Genomic DNA, 19,685 nt, shown 5'->3' with positions numbered 1-19,685 from the left:
CATCTATTTTTATGTATTACAAAAAAAAGAAAGGACTTATTATCCCAAAAAGTGAAAAATACGCATCGTAATACTACGGTTAAGTATTACAAGTTTAATACTTTCACAGGTGAACCATTACAAGTGGAAACAAAAAAGAAACAGCCCAAACCGTGACTTATCAATCATATAAAGTGAAACTTTAATCAGTGGGGGTCTTACTGCCCGTTAATGCGGGATAAACGTTTTGAATGTAATTTAACCTGTGAAATTTTAGCTGCAGTAGTATTGTTACCCAATGCCATCTTTAATTGCATCGGTATTTAGAATACCTAGACAAAATCCATATATTCTTGAAAGAGGTTGAAAATTTATGTTCGTTTTAAACAAGTTCTTTAACATCTCACATTACAAAAAGATTGTGCCTGTAGTATTACTTTCATGTGTATCACTTATAGGCTGTTCCAATAGTAACACTCAATCTGAACCACCTAAACAAGCGAATCAAGCTAATCAAATTAAACAAGAAAATACAGGTAATCAATCTTTCGCTAAACTTGAAAAAGAATATGATGCTAAGCTTGGTATTTATGCACTGGACACAGGTACAAATCAAACTGTTGCTTATCATTCAGATGATCGTTTTGCATTTGCATCTACATCTAAATCATTAGCTGTGGGCGCTCTTTTACGCAAGAACTCATTAGAAGCTCTTGATCAAAGGATTACGTATACTCATGAAGATCTTTCTAATTATAATCCAATTACTGAAAAGCATGTTGGTACAGGAATGACGTTAAAAGAACTTGCAGATGCTTCTGTTCGATATAGTGACAGCACAGCACATAATTTGATTCTTAAACAGTTAGGGGGGCCCTCTGAATTTGAAAAAATCTTGAGAGAAATGGGAGATACTGTTACTACTTCAGAACGATTTGAACCTGAATTAAATGAAGTGCATCCAGGAGAAACACATGATACCAGTACACCAGAAGCGATAGCTAAGACACTTCAATCATTTACATTAGGAACTGCACTTCCAATAGAAAAACGTGAACTATTAGTAGATTGGATGAAGAGAAATACAACTGGAGATAAATTGATTCGTGCGGGCGTACCAAAAGGATGGGAAGTAGCTGATAAAACAGGCGCGGGATCTTACGGAACAAGAAATGATATCGCAATTATTTGGCCACCAAATAAAAAGCCGATTGTTCTTGCTATACTTTCTAATCATGATAAAGAAGATGCTAAATACGATGATAAACTTATTGCAGACGCAACCAAAGTCGTGTTAAATACCTTAAAAGCCACGGAATAAATGATAATAGGTTAAAAGTTTTCTATTTTAGGTGAGTGTTTTCATCAACTAAAAATTTAATAGTGTCCCAAAAACGAAATTTGGTGCTAACTTGTAATAAAAAGCTCATTTTTATTGTTTGGGGATAAATCGTTTTTTAAGCTTGATGGCGATTTGGTGCTACCTCTAAAACATCTGGACTTTAATAGCCAACTAAAAAATGCAAACAAAAAGACCTTTAATCAGTCGTTTTGTTTGCATTTCCTTTTTCTAAAACCACAGAAAAGATAAGTACTATAGTTAACACCATAATAAACCTTACTTCACTTCCATCACTTACAAAAAATGAATACAAAGTATAAATTAAAATTAATATTCCATAAATAACTTTGTGCAATGAACTCCCCCCTTTTTGCCGTATATATTTTAGTTTAAAAATTTAATTCAAGCCCTATATCAAAATGAAAATAAAAAGCACCTGTGATATACACAAAGTGCTTTTCTCTTGTCAATTTATCTATTTTCACTATATTTATCTACTTTCTTTTTATAACTCAAATTTCTTCGAATCGTACTTTTCTAGAGTTTGCTGCAATTCATTTTGTTCATATGGAATATGTTTATCTGTCTGTACATCTTCAACATTTTCTCCACCTGTTAATAATCTCCTGTACTTAAAAGAGCGCCCTGTTAATACTGTTGTAATCATTTTGTATTGCCCTCCTTTTGTTTGATTACTTGTATCATAAAACACGTATCTGAAGTTGATATGTAGTTTATCTAGAGTGTATGTAAATTTAAAAAATCTCTAATAAAATGTTTATGTTGTAACGTTACCACCAAAACTAGTGCTTCAAACACCATGATTTGAAGAGACAGTAACCCATATTCTAGCTTGAATTCCCGCCACAGTTCTATATTGAGTAAAACCGGTTGATTCCTATAATATAAAAAGAGCACCACTTTTTGGATGCTCTTCGTTATAACTATATATTATTTAATTTCCTTCTTTTGTTGGTACCATTTTTCCTTCTTGAGAGTCTGTGCCCTCTGTTCTTTCAACAGTTTTTGCATGCTCTGGTTTTTCAGGGGCTCCCATTTCAAATCCAGATTGAGAATCTGTACCTTCTTTTGTTGGTACCATTTTTCCTTCTTGAGAATCTGTACCTTCTGTTCTTTCAACAGTTTTTGCATGTTCTGGTTTTTCAGGGGCTCCCATTTCAAATCCAGGTTGAGAACCTGTACCTTCTGTTCTTTCAACAGTTTTTGCGTCTCCTTTAGGAGTTGCTGGCACTGCATCTTTAGGTAAATCAAAGTTTTGTGAGAAAGACGTTGTTCCATCTGCACTTTGTGTAATTACTTGATTTGAACTATCTTCATTTGACTTTAAATTGTCCATTTTCGCATCATCTGCACCTACTGCACCTCCCGCTACCAATCCTGTACTTAAAAGTGCTCCTGCTAATAATGTTTTAATCATTTTTCATTACCTCCTGTTTATTTGTAATATTCATCAAAAAAGTATCTAGAGTTAATGTTTTAGTCATTATCTTTATCTACTTGCTTTTTGATTACATTTAGCATAAGACAAGAATCTATAGTTGATATGGACTGTATCTGGAGATTATGTAAAGAAAAATAGATGATCAATTGTATATCCTAATGGATGCTTAGACAAGATTGAAACTTTATATGAGTTTGAACAATTGAGTTCCCCTTTGTTTTTTGGTGTGAGGTTTTTAGCTGGAGTGGAGTGAGGGACTAACCTTTTCTAATTTGAAAGCAAACTTTTTATTATTAGTTTACATTCAAAACACTGTAAATAAAGATGTTAAAAACCCGTGAACAAAAAACCACATCTCATTGATGTCCATCCCATCAGAAGTATGGACGGAAATTAAATATAATCCTCCCCTGTCTTTATGCATTAAGATAGAAAAAATTATAAAGTGAAACTTTAATCAGTGGGGGTTTTGTTCATCCCCCACTGATTATTAGCCCGCACCAATCGGGCGTTTACGGGCAGTCGATCTCCCACCTAACTTCTTTGCTCCACCTGAATTTTGAGGTGGGAGTTTTACTGCCCGGCAAATAGCGGGATAAATATAGACTTAAATATTTTTTGAAAGGATATTGTTTAACAAACATAAAAAGAGCTAAGGCTGTATGAGAACCTTAGCTCTTTTTTATGTTTATTGTTTATTATATAAATTATTTAACGCTACAAGCCATACCAACTATCATATTACCAACTGAAATACCACCAGGTCCTCCCGATGCTCCCCCTCTAAAACAAATGACAAGCCACTTCATGCCCCTTCGCAATCTCAACCATCTTCGGTACTTCCTGCGCGCATTTTTCAGTGGCGAATTTGCACCTTGTTCTGAATTTGCAGCCGGATGGTGAGTTTAGTGGGCTTGGTACTTCTCCCTCTAGGATGATCCGTTCTTTGCCTGTGTTTGTTGGATCTGGTTCTGGCATGGATGAGAGTAGTGCTTGTGTGTATGGATGTGCCGGTTTTGTGTATAGGTCTTCGCTGTCGGCAATTTCTACTATGTTTCCTAAGTACATAACTCCGATTCTATCTGATATATGTCTTACCATGGATAGGTCATGTGCGATGAATAAGTATGTGACGCCTGTTTCTTCTTGAATATCCTGCAGCATGTTTACGACTTGTGCTTGGACTGAGACATCTAGTGCTGAGATTGGTTCGTCACATAGGATGAAGTCTGGTTTTACAGATAGTGCGCGCGCGATGCTGATGCGCTGTCTTTGGCCTCCGCTAAATTCGTGCGGGTAGCGATATAGGTGTTCTTCTTTTAGGCCTACTTTTTTGAGTAGGTCTAGAATGATTTCTTTTCTTTCTTCCTCTTTGTAAGAGCCGTGAATGTTCATCGGTTCGCTAATAATTTGGAATACGTTCATTGTCGGATTTAACGATGCGTATGGATCTTGGAAAATGATTTGCATTCGTTTTCGATATTCTTTTAGTTCACTTTCTTTTAGATCTGCGATATCTTTTCCGTCGAATAGGATGTTACCTGAAGTGACGTCGTGTAAACGAATGATGCTTCTTCCTGTCGTTGATTTTCCGCAGCCGGATTCTCCTACTAGCCCGAATGTTTCACCCTTTTTAATTGTGAAGCTTAGGTCATCGACTGCTTTTAATTGCTCTGTTTTTCTGCCGAATAGTCCCTTTTTAATAGGAAAATACTTTTTTAAGTTCCGAACTTCAATTAAGTTTTCTTCATGCATGGGAATCACCTACCGCCCTATCATTTAGCCAGCACATAGAGCGTCTTCCGTTTCCGATTTCAAAATATGGTGGACGTTCTGTTTCACAAATGTCCATTTTATGCGGGCAACGCTCTGCGAATGGGCATCCTTTCGGCGGATGTAATAAGTTTGGCGTTACACCTTGAATTGGCGCTAGTCTTTCTTTTACGCCGTTCGATATTTTTGGCAGAGAGTTTAATAGCCCTTTCGTATATGGATGATTCGGCGATTGGAAAATATCAAGTACATGTCCTTCTTCCATAATAAGCCCGCCGTACATAACGATAACGCGTGTACAGTTTTGCGCAACAATTCCAAGATCATGCGTAATAAGAAGTAATGACATATTCGTTTCGTTTTTTAAGTTTTTCATTAAATCTAGTATTTGTGCTTGTATCGTTACATCAAGCGCTGTCGTCGGTTCGTCCGCAATGAGAAGGTCTGGATTACAAGACATCGCCATTGCGATCATAACCCGTTGCTTCATACCACCGCTTAGTTCATGCGGATATTGTTTCACCCTTTCTTCCGGTGAAGAAAGACCGACTTGTTTTAACAAGTTGACTGCGATGTGCTCTGCTTCTTTCTTTTTCACTTTTTGATGCCGAATAATTACTTCCGTCATTTGCTTCCCAATTTTCACAACTGGATTTAGTGCAGACATTGGATCTTGGGAGATAAGTGAAATTTGATTCCCTCTCATAGAACGCAATTCTTTCTCCGATTTAGAAAGCACGTTTTCATTGTGAAATAGAATTTCTCCTTCTTTCACTTTCCCTGGCGACGTAACGAGGGCCATAACGGATTTCGCCATAACACTCTTTCCGCTTCCCGATTCGCCAACAATCCCCACGACTTCACCCTTTTTCAAACTAAATGAAACGCCGCGAACGGCTTCTACTTCGCCGTCTTCTATAAAAAAAGAAGTCTTTAAGTTTTTTACTTCTAATAGTTTTTCAGACACGCTTCTCACTCCTTTCACTTAACACTTTAGTTCTCATTCCCAGCTCCTTTTGGTGCAAAAGCTTTCTTCAGCGCTTCACCAATTACGTTAAAACTTAGTACTGTTAATAAAATAAGGAACCCTGGGAAGAGCGTTAAATACCAAGCTTCACCTATGTACCCTTGCGCATTGTTCAGCATGCTGCCCCAAGAAGAATCTGGTTCTCTAATACCTAATCCTAAGAAGCTAAGTGATGATTCCATTAAAATCGATGTCGCAATTGTTAATGTCGCTGCGATTATAATGGTCGATAAAATGTTAGGAATGATGTGTCTTACAATAATCATCAATGACTTTTGTCCCGATACTTTTGCATACAAAACGTACTCACGCTCTTTTACAGATAACGTTTCTGCCCTTACGATACGCGCGGTGTCCATCCACGTTAATAATCCGATAATAAGAACAAGCGTTGTAATTCCTGGTTTTAAATACGCATTTAATAACAACATTAAAAAGAATGACGGAATCGACATAAGAACTTCAACAACTCGCATTAAGAAGTTGTCTAACTTTCCGCCAAAATATCCGCTAATTGTTCCAACTGCCGTACCGATTGTAATGGAAACAACCATCGCTAGAAAACCAACCGCAAGTGAAACTCGTCCGCCATATAACGCTCTCGTTAAGTAATCCCTTCCGTAATCATCCGTGCCGAACGGATGACTTAAACTCGGTTCTTGTAAGCGATCTGGAATCGACATTTTACTAGGATCGTACGGTGATATGAATGCAAAAATCGATGCAATCGTTAAAACCGCAAGTATGATAACCCCCATTGCAACAAACTTGTTTTTCGTAAAACTATTTTTTATCGTTTGAAATCTCCTATTATTCATTCCAAATCACCCCCTCATTCGAATGCGCGGATCTACTACGCCATATAAAATATCAGCAATTAAGTTACCGAGAATTAACATGAATGATGACAGTAATGTAATTGCCATAATAATTGGATAATCGAATCTAAAAATAGCATTCACCCCGAGTGAACCGAGTCCTGGCCATGAGAATACTGTTTCCGTAATGAACGCTCCGCCTACTAAACTTGGAATGGATAATCCGAAAATTGTAATGATCGGTATTAATACGTTTCGAAGTACGTGATTAAATAAAACTGTTTTCTTTGAAGCGCCGTACGCATATTGAATTTGTACGTAATCTTCTTCTAATTGCTGGATGGTACTTGAACGAATATATCTCATATAAACAGAGACGTTTTGGAACGCTAGCACCATGCAAGGTAAAATGCCGTGCTGGACAATATCCCAGAAGGAATCTTGACCGACTGTACGCATACCCATACTCGGAAGAAGGTTCAACTTTAAAGAGAATAAGTAGATTAATAGTAAAGCGAACCAAAAGACTGGCATTGAGATTCCCACATAGGAGATAAAGTTCACAATGCGATCAAAGATAGAATTCTTTTTCACACCTGTAAATAGTCCAAGTGGTATTGCGATTACAAATGAGACGAGTAAAGATGATCCCATTAATCCGATTGTTGCGGGTAATCTTTCTGTAATAAGTTCTAAAACAGGACGATGATTTTGAAGCGAGTATCCAAAGTTTCCTGTTAAAATATTTTTTAACCATAAAATATATTGCATGTAAATCGGTTGATCTAGTCCTAAACTTTTGCGAATACGCTCGACATCAATTGGACTCATATTCGGCGTTACAAAGTTTCGAACTGGATCGCCCGGTGCCAGTTTTATTAATAGAAAAGAAATAATAGAAATAACAAATAAAAGCGGAATTGCATTTAAAAGCCTCTTTGCAATTACTTTATACACAAACTTCCCCCCTCAAGATAAAGTGAAACTTTAATCAGTGGGGTTTTGTCCATCACCCACTGATTATCAGCCCGTTAAAGCGGGATAAAGAAGCTGATTTCCACCAGCTTCTTCATAGTTTCTTATTTCACTTCATAAATCTTCGATAGATCTTCAAACATTGTGACTGGAATTGCTTTTGCTTCTTTTAATCCATCAAACTTTTTATCTACTGCAATAACTGCTTTCGGATATGCGATTGGAAGATACGGTAAGTCTTCTCTCGCTGTATCTTGAATTTTATGGTATAGCTCTGCGCGTTTCGTTTTATCTGTTTCAACTGCAGCTTCTTCCCATAACTTATCGAAGTCAGCATTTTTATAACGTGCATAATTGTATTCTGCATTGCTTAAGAATAAGCTCTTATATGAATCTGGCTCTGGTCCCATTATGTAACCACCAAATGTAATGTCATATTCTTTATTCTCTTTATCCAAGCCTTTTTCACTTGCCGCACTAGCATCTAATGCATTCAGTTCAACTTGTAAACCAACTTCTTGTAATTTTTGTTGTGTATATAGCGCTAAGCTTTCCATAATTTTATTATTCGTTACATACATAACGCGTATTTTTTCTTTATCTTTTACACCAGCTTTTGCTAATAAATTTTTCGCTTCTTTTTGATCATACTTATATTCTTTAATATCTTTCGCATAATACATAGCGTCTGGCGTTAAGATTGAATTTGCCGGTTCTGCAAATTGACTAGAAACGAATGCTGAGTTAATCATTTCTTTCTTATCTAATGCATGCGCAATTGCTTGGCGCACTTCTTTTTTCTTCATAAGGTCTGTATTAAAGTTATAAGCTAAGTAGAATAATCTACCTTCAGGGAATGTGACCATTGAGAAGTTCCCAGTGCTATCTAATTTCTTAAAGTCTTGCGGCTCAATCATCTTCATATTGATTTGACCATTTTGAAGTGAAACGTTTGCTGTATTACGGTCTTTTACAACACGGTACACGATAGAATCTAATTTCGCTTTACCAGCAAAATAATCATCGAATCGCTCTAAAGCAACATATTCATCTGATTTAAACTCTTTTAATTTAAATGGACCTGATCCTACAGGTTGTAGGTTTTTCTTACTCTTCACTAAATCTGCTTCACCTTCAAATACATGTTTCGGAATTGGGAAGAAATCGTTCATAACCCCTTCGAAAGATGCACTTACTTGTGGTAATACAAATTGAGTCGTTAGCTCATCCACTTTTTTCACCTCAAGCGGCTTTCCTTTAAAAATAAAGTTTTCACGGCTTGAACTATTTTGCTTCTCATCTAAAATAGATTGGAATGTAAATACAATATCGTCTGATGTAATTTTCTTACCATCATGCCATTTCAAATTATCTTTTAGTTTTAAAGTCCATGTTAATTGATCCTCTGAAGGCGTAAAGCTCTCAGCAAGAACAAACTTTTTCTTACCGTCTTCCATATGATACAGCGGTGCATATAAAGCTTGCTGCACAGTTAACGACACACGATCATTCGCATAAAGCGGATTCATCGTATCGGGATTGTCGCTAACACCAACTGTTAACGTCCCTCCATCTTTCGGAGTCCCTGATTTACTAGTGTTCGCTTGCTTCGAAGAATCTTTCTCTCCTGAGCAAGCCGCTAATGCAATAAGTAATAGTAGGACAAATGGTAATGCAAACAACTTCTTCTTCATATTTCGACCCCTCTCGACTATTTACACCTATAAGAAAACTCGGAATTAATACCGAGTTTTCTTATAGGTTTTAAATTACCACTACCCGTATGTATTGTCAAACTTTTTCGCAAAGGTAGAAAGTTTGAAATCTATCAATGAATCCTTGCGATAAACTATATTTATGCGGAGGGTAAAATAAAAAGACCACGAATAGATGGCCTCGTAAAATGAGTTAAAAAACTAGCAGCCTACAAGAGATTTCTCTGAAATGGTTGTTATATATGATCGAAAATGTAGAATGAGATTAAAGATAAAAAACATTTTTAGGAGGTTATCATGACATTTGATGAATTGAAAAAAAACAAACCAACAACCCCATGGATTGAGAATGATGAAGATGGGGAGTTTTTCACTGAAGAAAATATAAGTGCAACAAATAAAGTTCTCGACACTTACATTAACAATTTAGAGCAATTGGGTGAGAATCCAACCGAAGTCGAAATAATGCAAGTCGTTAAAGAAGTCGTTGTTAACATAAATGAATTAAATGACGAACATGACTATTTTATCGAAACAATGGAAAGAGAAGATCTCTATGAATTTATCGATACAGCAGCACGAATAGCTGGCTTAGAATCCGAAGAAGACATAACAGAAGAATGGCGAGAATGGTAAACACGCTGTATACTTGATGTCTAAATTTACTCCTTCATAAAACTTTGTCCCTTATTCTCCAATTTGAAAATAAGGGACAAACAAAGACAACTCCAATAGAATCCAATACTGATATATATTAAAATTTTCATTCAAATTAATAATATGATTAGATGTTTTTCTAAGTTCTTCTTCTCTAAATAAAATTAATCTATTTTCCAAACTCATTTCTCTAATCAATTACCAAGGCATTTTGAACATAAATATCTTATATTCTTTAAGATGTGTATCTTTAGAGTATTAAATAAACAGAAAAATAGCCGACTCTTTGTATAAAACTCAGCTGCTTTCTTATCTTTCAAGCTCTCCCTTGCGAAGGAGTTCAACAACTACTTGTGAATGTCCTTTAACACTAGCTTTTGCATTACATTTGAGATGCAAAAGCGCATTATAAACAAAAAGAACACCACAATATAATCTCCATACACTTTCATATACAAAAATATATGAAGCACCAAATAGAGTAACTTATAACCCAAATTAAAAAGACCACCAAAAGGCAGCCTCAAAACTGAATCGTAGTCCCCACTCCACGCTCCACCGCTTTCTCATACAAATACTTCGCAACGATAATATCCACTACTGCCAAACCAACCGATTTGAAAATAGTAATCTCTTCATCGTTTTCGCGGCCGGCCTTTTCCCCGCTTATAATTTGGCCAAGTTCAGCGTGGATGTCGCTCGCTTCAAATAATCCTTCTTTTATAGGAACTTGAAGATCACCTGTTTCTTCTAATGCTGCTTCTTTTGATTCGACTACTACTTTGTTTGCGCTTGTGATGGCGTGAGATGGTAGTTCTTGCATGCTCGGTCTGAATGAACCGACGGCGTTTATGTGGACCCCTTTTTGTAGTTTTTCTGAGAAGACTGGTGTGGATGCGTTCGTTGTTGTGACGATGATATCTGCTTCACTTATCGCTTCATCTGGACTTGCGTAAACATAAGCTGGTTTGTTGAATTTCTCTTGTATATATTGCGCGAATGCATAGGCTTTTTCTTCCGTTCGGTTGTATAAAATTACTTTTTCAATATCTCTAACCGTGAATACAGCTTCTGCAATTCCTTTTGCCTGTTCACCGGTGCCGATGATACATAAAGTTTTTGCGTTATGACGAGCTAAATGTTTTGTCGCTACTCCTGATAAGGCGCCTGTTCGGATCATCGTTAAATAGGAACCTTCTAAAAGTGCGAGTGGTTCTCCTGTTTGAAAGTCTGATAGCATTACAATCCCGTTTATCGTTTTCTTTCCTATCTTTTTGTTTTGCGGGACTACTGTTACTACTTTTAAACCAAGAGCTTCCAGTCCTTCCGCTACCGAAGGCATAATTAATGCGGTATTTTGCTCGTTCGCAAATGGTAATGAGCCGCGAATTGGTGTGATCGTTCTTTCTGCTGAAAATTCTTTTAAAGCAAGCGCCGCATATTCAATGACTTCATTCATATTTACTAAGTTTCTTTGTTCATTTGCGCTTATGACTAGCATATTTGTTCACCCTTTCCTATATTCTTCTCCTCACTTTGTGCTATATTTTCATTCACAACCTGCGCTCCTACTAAATCACCTGTAATATTCACAACAGTATGCCCCATATCAACGAGCGGGGAAACAGCCGCGATGATCGGGATAATTGTTAGCGGGAGCCCTAGTGTAGAAAGTAAAATGGTCGCAGTAATAACGTCTGCACCTTTTACTCCGGCGCAGCCCGCTGCAAGGACGATTCCTAAAAATACAGTTTGCACAATAAGCCCAAATGTAATTGGAATTCCATATACATTTAATGCAAAAACCGCTAAAACACCAAGCGCCGCTGATAGTCCATTCATATTAATAGTAGCTCCAAGCGGAATGGTGAAGCCAGCTACTGATTCTGATATACGAAGTCTTTTTTGCGCCACTTCCATCGTTACTGGAAGCGTTGCGCTGCTCGATGTCGTACTTGCAGCTACGAGCATAGCTGGACTTGCTTGCTTATAAAAATGTACTGGACCTATCTTCCCGAAAACTTTTAATACAATTGGATACATAACGAGAATAATAAGTAACAATGACAAATAATCAGCTACTACATAGCTAACAACCGCTGTAAGCATATCTGATCCAAATGTGCCAACTACATGAGCAATTAACGCCATAATTCCGTACGGTGCAAATCCAATAACCATTTCCGCAATTTTAATCATTATTTTTGCACCTTCATGAACTAGTTTACGAGTCCCTTTCGCTTGATCGCCAAGAAGAATAAGAGCCATGCCGACAAAAATAGCAAAGATAATAATTTGAAGCATACTTGTTTCTGCTGCTGCTTGAATGACATTGGAAGGAAACCATTGCACAATATTATCTACAAAACTAAACTTCTCCTCTTTAAAGTTCTGCCCGCTCGCAAGAAGACCTTCTACCCCTTTACCAGGATTGATAATATAAGCAATTACTACGCCAATACTAGTCGCTAATACCGCTGTCATTGCATAGTAAATGAAAATTCTTCCGCCAATTGCCCGTAACATTTTCGGATTTTCAAGCCCCGCAATGCCTGAGACGATGCTTAAAAAAGTTAAAGGAACGATAATCATTTGTAATAAACGAATAAATATATCCCCAATCGGTTTTAAAACCGCTACTTTCGGTCCAAATGCTACCCCTAAAGCAATACCGATTAATGCCCCTATCAAAATTTTCACAGGTAATTTTTGTTTTCGCCACCACTTCATCCAAAGGCCCTCCCTTAAGAAAACATTAAGCTAACAAAAACCCCCGCTTCAAATCATCTCTCGGATCTACTACAAACTGATGAAATCCTGTAATAAACGCATTCCCCGTTACTTTCGGAACGACAGCTTCATATTTGTCTACCTCTGTTACGGATAACACTTCTCCTTCAAATTGTCCGTCAGTAATGCATTCGTGGATGAATGTTTCTCCCTTTTGCAGAGCGTCTTTTTCAAAAAGGGTTGCGATTCTTGCGGAAGTTCCTGTGCCGCAAGGAGAACGATCTACTTGCCCGTCAGCAAAGATCGTTACATTTCGTAAAGTGGCATCTTTTCCTTTCGGTTCATCTGAGAAAATAACGCCGTATATTCCTTTTAAATCTTCTTCAAGTGGATGTTTTACTTCCATTTGGCTTTCAATGTAGTGTTTAATTTTACCGCCCCACGTTTGAATTGCAGCTAAATCTTTGAAATCGACTTTCAAACCAAATTCTTTACTATCTACAACAGCGTAGAATGCTCCACCAAATGCGATATCTACTTGGAATTCATAGTCATCTATTTTGATAGGAACGTCTTTTTTGTATACGAAAGAAGGAACGTTTTCAAATGATACAGACTCTACTTCGCTCCCGTTAAATTTTGCGTACGCAATAACTTCCCCAGCAGGGCTATCAATAATGAATTTTTGTTTTTCGCCTGTCACTTCAAACATCCCCGTTTCAATCCCGACTGTAATAACAGCGATAATGCCGTGACCACACATCGTACTCCAGCCTTCATTGTGCATAAATAAAACACCAAAATCAGCGTGAGCACTTGCAGGCGGAGTAATGATACAACCGTACATGCCGTGATGTCCTCTCGGTTCATACATAAGAACTTCACGAAGATGATCCAAATGTTCCATACAGTATGCGCGTCTTTCTAATTGCGTTTCTCCTTTTATCTCCGGCACTCCCCCCGTAATAATTCGGAGTGGTTCTCCAGCTACGTGAGCATCAATTGTTGTGTATATTTTACTAACCTTCATTTCTATCTCTCCTTCATACTTTTATACTCTTTTCATTGCAAGTATCATGCCAACATACCAATCGTTAATTTGTTTACATTTTTCTGAAAAAGGTGTATCCTTTTGGCAACAAATCTGTATACTACTGTCTACTTTTTGATAAAATTTCCGGAGGCTACACTATGAAACAATTCGATAGCTTTGCAGTTCCAACGTTACATACACTCCTCTCTTACGTAGAAGAAGCGATTTCTATCGTAAATACGAAGGGCGTTATGTTGTACTGGAATGAGGCAGCAGAAAAAATGTATGACATTAAGAAAGAAGATATTATCGGTAGAAATGTGCAAGAGTTTTTTTCAAAGGAAGATATTATGAATTTGAAAGTTCTTGAGAGCGGGCAACCGGTTCGAGATATTTATCATCTTCCTCGGCCAGATAAGCACGTCTTAATTAGTACGACTCCTATTTATGATGAAAACAATGAATTAATTGGTTCTATGTCTGTAGAAAGAGATATTACCGCGACGATTAAGTTAAATGAAAAATTATCCTCTACTTCTGAAGAATTACAGCAATTAAAGCAAATGATTCAACATCAACAAGATGACCCCTTCAGCACGATTAAAGGTAATAACGCAACACTTCAGCACATTATCCACAACATGAAAAAGGTAGCAAAAACTGATGCGACGATTTTAATTACAGGAGAAAGCGGCGTTGGGAAAGAGCTATTTGCCCAGGCCATTCACGAAGCAAGCCTTAGAAACAAGCAACCCTTTATCCCGATTAATTGCGGCGCTATTCCTGCCGCTCTCTTTGAAAGTGAGTTATTCGGTTATGAATCTGGGGCATATACTGGAGCCGCTAAAGGCGGAAAAGCAGGAAAGTTAGAATTAGCAAATGGCGGTACTTTATTTTTAGATGAAGTGGGAGAACTCCCCCTTGATATGCAAGTGAAACTACTTCGCGCTTTACAAGAAAAAGAGATTTACCGAATTGGCGGACAAACGCCGAAAAAAATAAACGTAAGAATTATTGCCGCGACGAATCGTATTTTAGAAGATATGGTGCTCAGCGGAACTTTTCGATCTGATTTGTTTTATAGATTAAATGTTTTCACAGCGCACATCCCGCCGCTAAGAGAGCGCACAGACGATATTTCCTTTTTAACTCATCATTTCTTAAAAGAATTTTCGTTTAAATATAACAAGCCCGCTCCATTCGTTCATCAAGAAGCAATGAATCGATTGCATACATATTTTTGGCCGGGTAATATTCGTGAACTACGCAATATAATAGAAAGATTAATTGTCCTTCATGATGGGAAAGAAATACGCGAAGCAAATATTTTGCAACTATTGCCTTCGCAAAAGTCTGTCCATCATACAGAGTGTTCACTCACTGATGAGAAAAAGAACTTAGAGAAAACTAGAATTATACAAGCTCTCGAAGACACGTACGGAAATAAAAGCATCGCTGCGAAAAAGTTAGGCATGTCCCGGGCTAATTTATATAAGAAATTAAAGAAGTATGGGATTACTTATGAAGTAGAGCGTTAAGCAGTGTGGGGACTTACAACCAGCCAACCACTAAACAAAAAAATCCCCCGAAACCCGGGGGACCCATTACCCATTAAACCCTAACCGCCACAACATCCGGTACTTGCTTAGCAATCTCCTCACCAATCTTTATACTAGCCGTTGCAGCTGGAGATGGCGCATTACAAATGTGCAGAGAATTGATGCCAGGGATAATGCAGAAGTCATCAACCATATTTCCGTTTGATAAAATAGCTTGTGCCCTTACACCTGCATGAGTTGGCACGATATCTTTTTCTGTCAGTTCTGGTATTAAGCGCTGTAAGCTTTTCAGGAATGATTGTTTACTAAATGAACGCACCATTTCTTTTATGCCTTCTTTCATATTTGGCATTGCCATTTTCCAGAAGCCTGTGTATGTCATTGTTTCCATGAAATCTTTAATATCAAAGTCTGTTTTCGTATAACCTTCTCGCTTAAAGCTTAATACTGCGTTCGGTCCTGCATGTACGTCTCCGTTTATCATTCTTGTGAAATGAACACCTAAAAACGGGAATTCTGGATTTGGGACTGGATAGATTAAATGTTTTACGAGATGACGTTTTTCTGGGACAAGTTCATAATATTCACCACGAAACGGAACGATTTTCATATCCGTTAATATGCCTGTCTTTTTCGCGATACGATCGCTATGTAATCCAGCGCAGTTAATGAGGAATTTCGTTTTGAATACGCCTTTGTTTGTCTCAATTGTTACGGCGTCTTTCTTCTCAGTAATACGCTCTGCGGCTGTTCCTAAATGTACTTCTCCTCCGCTTTCTTGAATCAAACGGGCAAATGCATAACTTACTCCTTTATAATCAGCAATCCCGCAAGAAGGAACACGGATTGCCCCAAGTCCTTTTACATGAGGTTCAATTTCAGCTAATTCTTCCTTATCTATTTTTTCAATACGTAAATCGTTTTGTAAGCCTCTTTCATATAAGTTATGTAAAAGAGGAAGTTCTTCTTTTTCTGTAGCGACAATTACTTTTCCGCACATGTCATAAGCGATGTCATTTTCTTTACAAAATTGAACCATAGCTGCGTTTCCTTCTTTGGCAAACTTCGCTTTATAACTCCCTGGTTTATAATAAATTCCAGAATGAATTACTCCGCTATTATGTCCAGTTTGATGATGTGCAAGTTCCTTTTCTTTTTCAATGATCGCGATTTTCGCACGAGGGAATTTTTTCGTTAAAGCCATTCCAGTTGAAAGGCCAACAATTCCTCCGCCAATAATTATAAAGTCATACATCCTACTTCCCCCTTAATATGATGAAAGGCAGGCCTTTTTTAAGACCCGCCGTACAAACTTATTTAGAAAAACAACCACGTTGACGCATTAGTTCTCTATATAAATCTTTATTTTTCTCAAATGCAGCTCTTCCGTGCATCCAAAATAAGTTGTTTAAAAGAACTAAGTCCCCAATTGGTAATTTCAATGCATGTGTTGCTGGTGAATTTTCAACAGAATATGATAAGTCTTTCAAATAGTTTGCTTGTTCAATATTATCTGGATAAGCGAACTGATCAATAAAGCAAATACACGGTGCGTTATTTACGTCAAAAAATGTTTCACGATAGACGATTTCTTGCGAATTTTTACTTGGTGGTGCTTTATACGTAATTTTAACAGATGCGAGTGAATGCTCTCTAAATTTCTGAAGATCTTCCCAATCGTCTAAATGTAGTAAACGAGATTCTCCGCCTACTGCATTTTGCTCTTCAATTTTCATCATAAGAAGCCAATCTGTCGGCTCATCAACGAATGTACCGTCTGTATGCAGTGTAAACAATCGGTACGCTTGACGAAGGTAAGAATCACTACTATCCGTATCTTTCACATTAAATCTAGCATAATACGTTCCTGTCATTGCATCAAAGTTTGGCTCCCCGATTAAATGTGTTAATGCTGTTGCAAATTTCACATAGTCTGCTGGATCTGATGTTTCACCTTGCACCCCAATTGTAAATCCGCCCGTTTCACGGTCATGAATAATGCCGCGAATGTTATCCATAAATGATTGCCCAAAAATCTTTCTCATTCCATCCGCAAGATTAAATCGAGAATAAGGAATGTATTGCAGTGACTGCTCTGAATGCTCTTTTACCTCTTCAAAAAACTGCTTAAGCAATTGCTGGTTTAGCGTAATATGATATAAACGTTTATGCTCTGGATGAGGAGCAATTTCATACCCCTCATATTTCTTTGCAAATTTCATCTTCGTATTTTGTTCTGTAATAATCGACATTTCAATTCCTCCCTAATTTAAATATGAAGAACGTATTGACGCTTTTTACAGACAGTTATCCTTATCTTCTTATGCTGAGATTCGGTCTTACTGTCCTAACAACGAAAAAGCCAGTTATACGCATACCACGACATAAAATCGTAGAAACGTACAACTGGCTCATAATTACGAATGTTCTTTAATCTCTTAAAGTACAATAATAATAGACAGTTTGTATGAAAATATTTGTAAAACAGGAAAGCAAGATCGGATATAGAGAAGGCTAATTTCTCGTATGGACCTTATTAATTAAATGATAATTCAAAATATTCTAACTGTCAATTCGTTTTTTATTATTTTCTCGACAAACTTTACACATTTTACAAATCCCCTTACTTTCTGCGCACCCTCTTTTTTTCGTCTCTTGTTTTACCACTTGAACTTCATTTAACTTTTTCATCTTTCTTACCTCCCAAATAAAATAAGCCAGTCGTATCCCGTTAACGGAAATACAACTGGCTCTCGTTTATGGCGATATAAACTAGACAGTTTTTATGGTGTTGTTTCCTCGTACTCTCCTTCTAGCTGTTCATCATTTAAATAACTTACATATTGGCGATGCAAATCTTTTACCGCACTGACAATAGCATTTTGCGCTTTTCCTTGATAATGGTCCATAATATCTTGAACTATTTCTTCAATACCATCTTGCAAACTATGTCCTCTCAACATTTGAGCGACGAAGTCCCTACCATGCTCTGTCGCAAGCGTACATGACGCTTCAATAATGACGTGATATTTATGATCTGCCTCAATTGTAATCGTTAATGTTTCGTACATACTGCGAACAGCCATCCCTTTCGGAAGTCTCGAATGTCCTGCCATAAAAAATGTCCCTTTACGCATATTTCATCCTCCGTTACTATGTTTTTTACTGTTTATACTTGATCTACGTATACTGTCTTTATTCTCGTATAAAATTCTTTCGCTGCTTTTCCTTGTTCACGCGGTCCAGCACTAGAGTTTTTCATTCCACCAAACGGAACTTGTGGTTCTGCTCCTGCAGTTTCTGAATTCACATGAACCATTCCAACTTCCATATCATCAATAAACCTTTGCGACAAACTTAAATTATTTGTACAAATCGATGCACTTAATCCGTATTCTGTATCATTTGCTACAGAAACTGCTTCTTCATAACTATTCACTTTAAATAAACATATAACTGGGCCGAAAATCTCTTCTTTTGCAATGCGTGCATCTTTGTCTACATTTTCAAAAATAGTCGGTAAAACATAACACCCTCGCTGCAGCTCAGCTTCGTCTGGCACGCTACCTCCATACAGTAAGGAAGCCTCTCCTTTTCCTACTTCAATCATCGATAGAACAGATTGCTGCTGCCCCTTTGAAACACATGGACCCATAAATGTATTACTATATAGCGGATTCCCAACTGTAAGAGCTTCAGTGCGCTGCAACAGTCGATCACGGAATGCTTCATAAATGCCCTCTTCAACTATTACTCTACTTGTTGCGGTACATTTTTGCCCCGTTGACATAAACGCACCTTTTATCGCAATATTTACCGCCTTTTCAATATCGGCATCTTTTAATACAACTAACGGATTTTTTCCGCCCATCTCTAATTGTACTTTTTTCCTAGTTTCAACGGCTGCTTTCTGAATGATATTTCCAACGGGATTAGAGCCAGTAAAAGATACCGCTTTTATATCAGGGTTTCCCGTTAATTCTGCTCCAACTTCAGAACCTTTGCCGAATACACAATTTATAACGCCCGCTGGAATACCAGCCTCATGAAAAGCATTCACAAGATGGTACACCGATTTTGGCGTAACTTCAGCCGGCTTAATGACAATCGTATTTCCGTAAATAAGTGCCGGCGCCATTTTCCACGCTGGAATCGCAATTGGGAAGTTCCACGGCGTAATTAATCCGACTGGTCCTACTGCTACACGTTTACTGTAAAGCATCGTACTTTCATTAGCAGACGGGATGATCTCTCCAATCGGCTGATTTGCTTCCCCGGCATAATATTCAAGAATGCTAATTGCTCGCTTCGTCTCTCCTATTCCTTCTGCAATCGTCTTTCCTTCTTCATTCGTTACATCCCGGCCAACTTCATTTACCTTTTCTTTTAAAATAGCTGCCGCTTTCCATAAATAACTTGCTCTCTCTTGAAACGATAACTTTTGCCATTTATGAAAAGCCTCTTTCGCTGATGCAATTGCAACTCGTGTATCTTCTACTGAACTAAACGGGAATTCACCTAACACTTCCCCGTTATGCGGATTATAATTTTTCACATGTGCATTCGTGGAAGGCTCTCTCCACTCACCGTTTATATAATTGAAAAACTTCATTCC

Annotated in this window: 19 protein-coding genes and 1 pseudogene; 3 read left to right on the top strand and 17 right to left on the bottom strand. The window is 37.5% G+C overall.

All coding sequences use genetic code 11. The annotated features are described in order from the left end of the window. Positions 1–352: 352 nt before the first annotated feature. Positions 353–1,300 (top strand): class A beta-lactamase BlaIII, encoded by a 948-nt coding sequence (gene blaIII, locus BAU27_RS24715; protein WP_083596148.1) that lies wholly within the window; start codon positions 353–355, stop codon positions 1,298–1,300. Between the two features lie 217 nt (positions 1,301–1,517). On the opposite strand, the gene BAU27_RS32465 is transcribed toward blaIII, so the two are convergent. The 8 genes from BAU27_RS32465 to BAU27_RS24680 form a co-directional block, all read right to left on the bottom strand. Continuing rightward, positions 1,518–1,676: a hypothetical protein gene (locus BAU27_RS32465; RefSeq protein ID WP_002087303.1), complete on the bottom strand. Its 159-nt coding sequence runs from the start codon at positions 1,674–1,676 to the stop codon at positions 1,518–1,520. A gap of 150 nt (positions 1,677–1,826) precedes the next feature. Then, a complete protein-coding gene (locus BAU27_RS32460) occupies positions 1,827–1,988 on the bottom strand; it encodes a hypothetical protein (protein ID WP_165616085.1) in 162 nt (53 codons plus the stop codon). 288 nt (positions 1,989–2,276) lie between these two features. Further along, complete coding sequence (locus BAU27_RS24705) at positions 2,277–2,759, bottom strand: hypothetical protein (RefSeq protein ID WP_071772277.1); 483 nt, start codon at positions 2,757–2,759, stop codon at positions 2,277–2,279. Between the two features lie 807 nt (positions 2,760–3,566). After that, on the bottom strand, positions 3,567–4,538 hold the full coding sequence (locus BAU27_RS24700) for an ABC transporter ATP-binding protein (RefSeq protein WP_002166287.1): 972 nt from the start codon (positions 4,536–4,538) through the stop codon (positions 3,567–3,569). Beyond that, positions 4,531–5,523 (bottom strand): ABC transporter ATP-binding protein, encoded by a 993-nt coding sequence (locus BAU27_RS24695; RefSeq protein WP_071772276.1) that lies wholly within the window; start codon positions 5,521–5,523, stop codon positions 4,531–4,533. The genes BAU27_RS24700 and BAU27_RS24695 overlap by 8 nt, the downstream gene beginning before the upstream one ends. Before the next feature lie 26 nt (positions 5,524–5,549). Continuing rightward, a complete protein-coding gene (locus tag BAU27_RS24690; protein ID WP_071772275.1) occupies positions 5,550–6,401 on the bottom strand; it encodes an ABC transporter permease in 852 nt (283 codons plus the stop codon). A gap of 6 nt (positions 6,402–6,407) precedes the next feature. Continuing rightward, on the bottom strand, positions 6,408–7,358 hold the full coding sequence (locus BAU27_RS24685; protein WP_071772274.1) for an ABC transporter permease: 951 nt from the start codon (positions 7,356–7,358) through the stop codon (positions 6,408–6,410). Between the two features lie 122 nt (positions 7,359–7,480). Continuing rightward, entirely contained in the window at positions 7,481–9,070 is a 1,590-nt protein-coding gene (locus tag BAU27_RS24680; RefSeq protein ID WP_071772273.1) for an ABC transporter substrate-binding protein, read from the bottom strand. A 318-nt stretch (positions 9,071–9,388) separates the two neighbouring features. Here BAU27_RS24680 and BAU27_RS24675 point away from each other — a divergent pair, with 318 nt between their 5' ends. Further along, positions 9,389–9,727 (top strand): hypothetical protein, encoded by a 339-nt coding sequence (locus BAU27_RS24675; RefSeq protein ID WP_071747949.1) that lies wholly within the window; start codon positions 9,389–9,391, stop codon positions 9,725–9,727. A gap of 330 nt (positions 9,728–10,057) precedes the next feature. Here the strand turns inward: BAU27_RS24675 and BAU27_RS33630 are convergent. The 4 genes and pseudogenes from BAU27_RS33630 to BAU27_RS24660 all read right to left on the bottom strand — a co-directional run. Then, positions 10,058–10,143, bottom strand: a pseudogene (locus BAU27_RS33630) (hypothetical protein); the annotation flags it as partial. A gap of 128 nt (positions 10,144–10,271) precedes the next feature. Then, on the bottom strand, positions 10,272–11,249 hold the full coding sequence (locus tag BAU27_RS24670) for an ornithine cyclodeaminase family protein (RefSeq protein ID WP_071772272.1): 978 nt from the start codon (positions 11,247–11,249) through the stop codon (positions 10,272–10,274). Beyond that, the gene (locus BAU27_RS24665) at positions 11,243–12,478 is read right to left on the bottom strand and encodes a dicarboxylate/amino acid:cation symporter (protein ID WP_071772271.1); all 1,236 of its coding nucleotides are present in this window, start codon (positions 12,476–12,478) and stop codon (positions 11,243–11,245) included. Before BAU27_RS24665 ends, BAU27_RS24670 begins: the two co-directional genes overlap by 7 nt. A gap of 25 nt (positions 12,479–12,503) precedes the next feature. Next, entirely contained in the window at positions 12,504–13,508 is a 1,005-nt protein-coding gene (locus BAU27_RS24660; protein ID WP_071747955.1) for a proline racemase family protein, read from the bottom strand. Positions 13,509–13,669: 161 nt separating this feature from the next. Between BAU27_RS24660 and BAU27_RS24655 the strand changes: the two genes are divergently transcribed. After that, complete coding sequence (locus BAU27_RS24655; RefSeq protein ID WP_071772270.1) at positions 13,670–15,049, top strand: sigma-54 interaction domain-containing protein; 1,380 nt, start codon at positions 13,670–13,672, stop codon at positions 15,047–15,049. Between the two features lie 73 nt (positions 15,050–15,122). On the opposite strand, the gene lhgO is transcribed toward BAU27_RS24655, so the two are convergent. The 5 genes from lhgO to BAU27_RS24635 all read right to left on the bottom strand — a co-directional run bounded on the left by lhgO (position 15,123) and on the right by BAU27_RS24635 (position 19,682). Continuing rightward, positions 15,123–16,325 (bottom strand): L-2-hydroxyglutarate oxidase, encoded by a 1,203-nt coding sequence (lhgO, locus tag BAU27_RS24650; protein ID WP_071772269.1) that lies wholly within the window; start codon positions 16,323–16,325, stop codon positions 15,123–15,125. 58 nt (positions 16,326–16,383) lie between these two features. Further along, entirely contained in the window at positions 16,384–17,322 is a 939-nt protein-coding gene (gene glaH, locus BAU27_RS24645; RefSeq protein WP_071772268.1) for a glutarate dioxygenase GlaH, read from the bottom strand. Between the two features lie 310 nt (positions 17,323–17,632). Continuing rightward, positions 17,633–17,761 carry a hypothetical protein gene (locus BAU27_RS33270; RefSeq protein ID WP_002159095.1) on the bottom strand — a complete coding sequence of 43 codons (129 nt, stop codon included), beginning with the start codon at positions 17,759–17,761 and terminating at the stop codon, positions 17,633–17,635. A gap of 92 nt (positions 17,762–17,853) precedes the next feature. Further along, complete coding sequence (locus tag BAU27_RS24640; protein ID WP_001225454.1) at positions 17,854–18,207, bottom strand: DUF3870 domain-containing protein; 354 nt, start codon at positions 18,205–18,207, stop codon at positions 17,854–17,856. A 32-nt stretch (positions 18,208–18,239) separates the two neighbouring features. Beyond that, positions 18,240–19,682: an aldehyde dehydrogenase family protein gene (locus BAU27_RS24635; RefSeq protein ID WP_071772267.1), complete on the bottom strand. Its 1,443-nt coding sequence runs from the start codon at positions 19,680–19,682 to the stop codon at positions 18,240–18,242. Positions 19,683–19,685: the final 3 nt, after the last annotated feature.

Origin of the sequence: Bacillus sp. NH11B (assembly GCF_001884205.1) — a bacterium.
In the GTDB taxonomy this organism is placed as follows: Bacteria; Bacillota; Bacilli; order Bacillales; family Bacillaceae_G; genus Bacillus_A; species Bacillus_A proteolyticus.
This window is presented reverse-complemented; position numbering and strand designations above follow the sequence as displayed.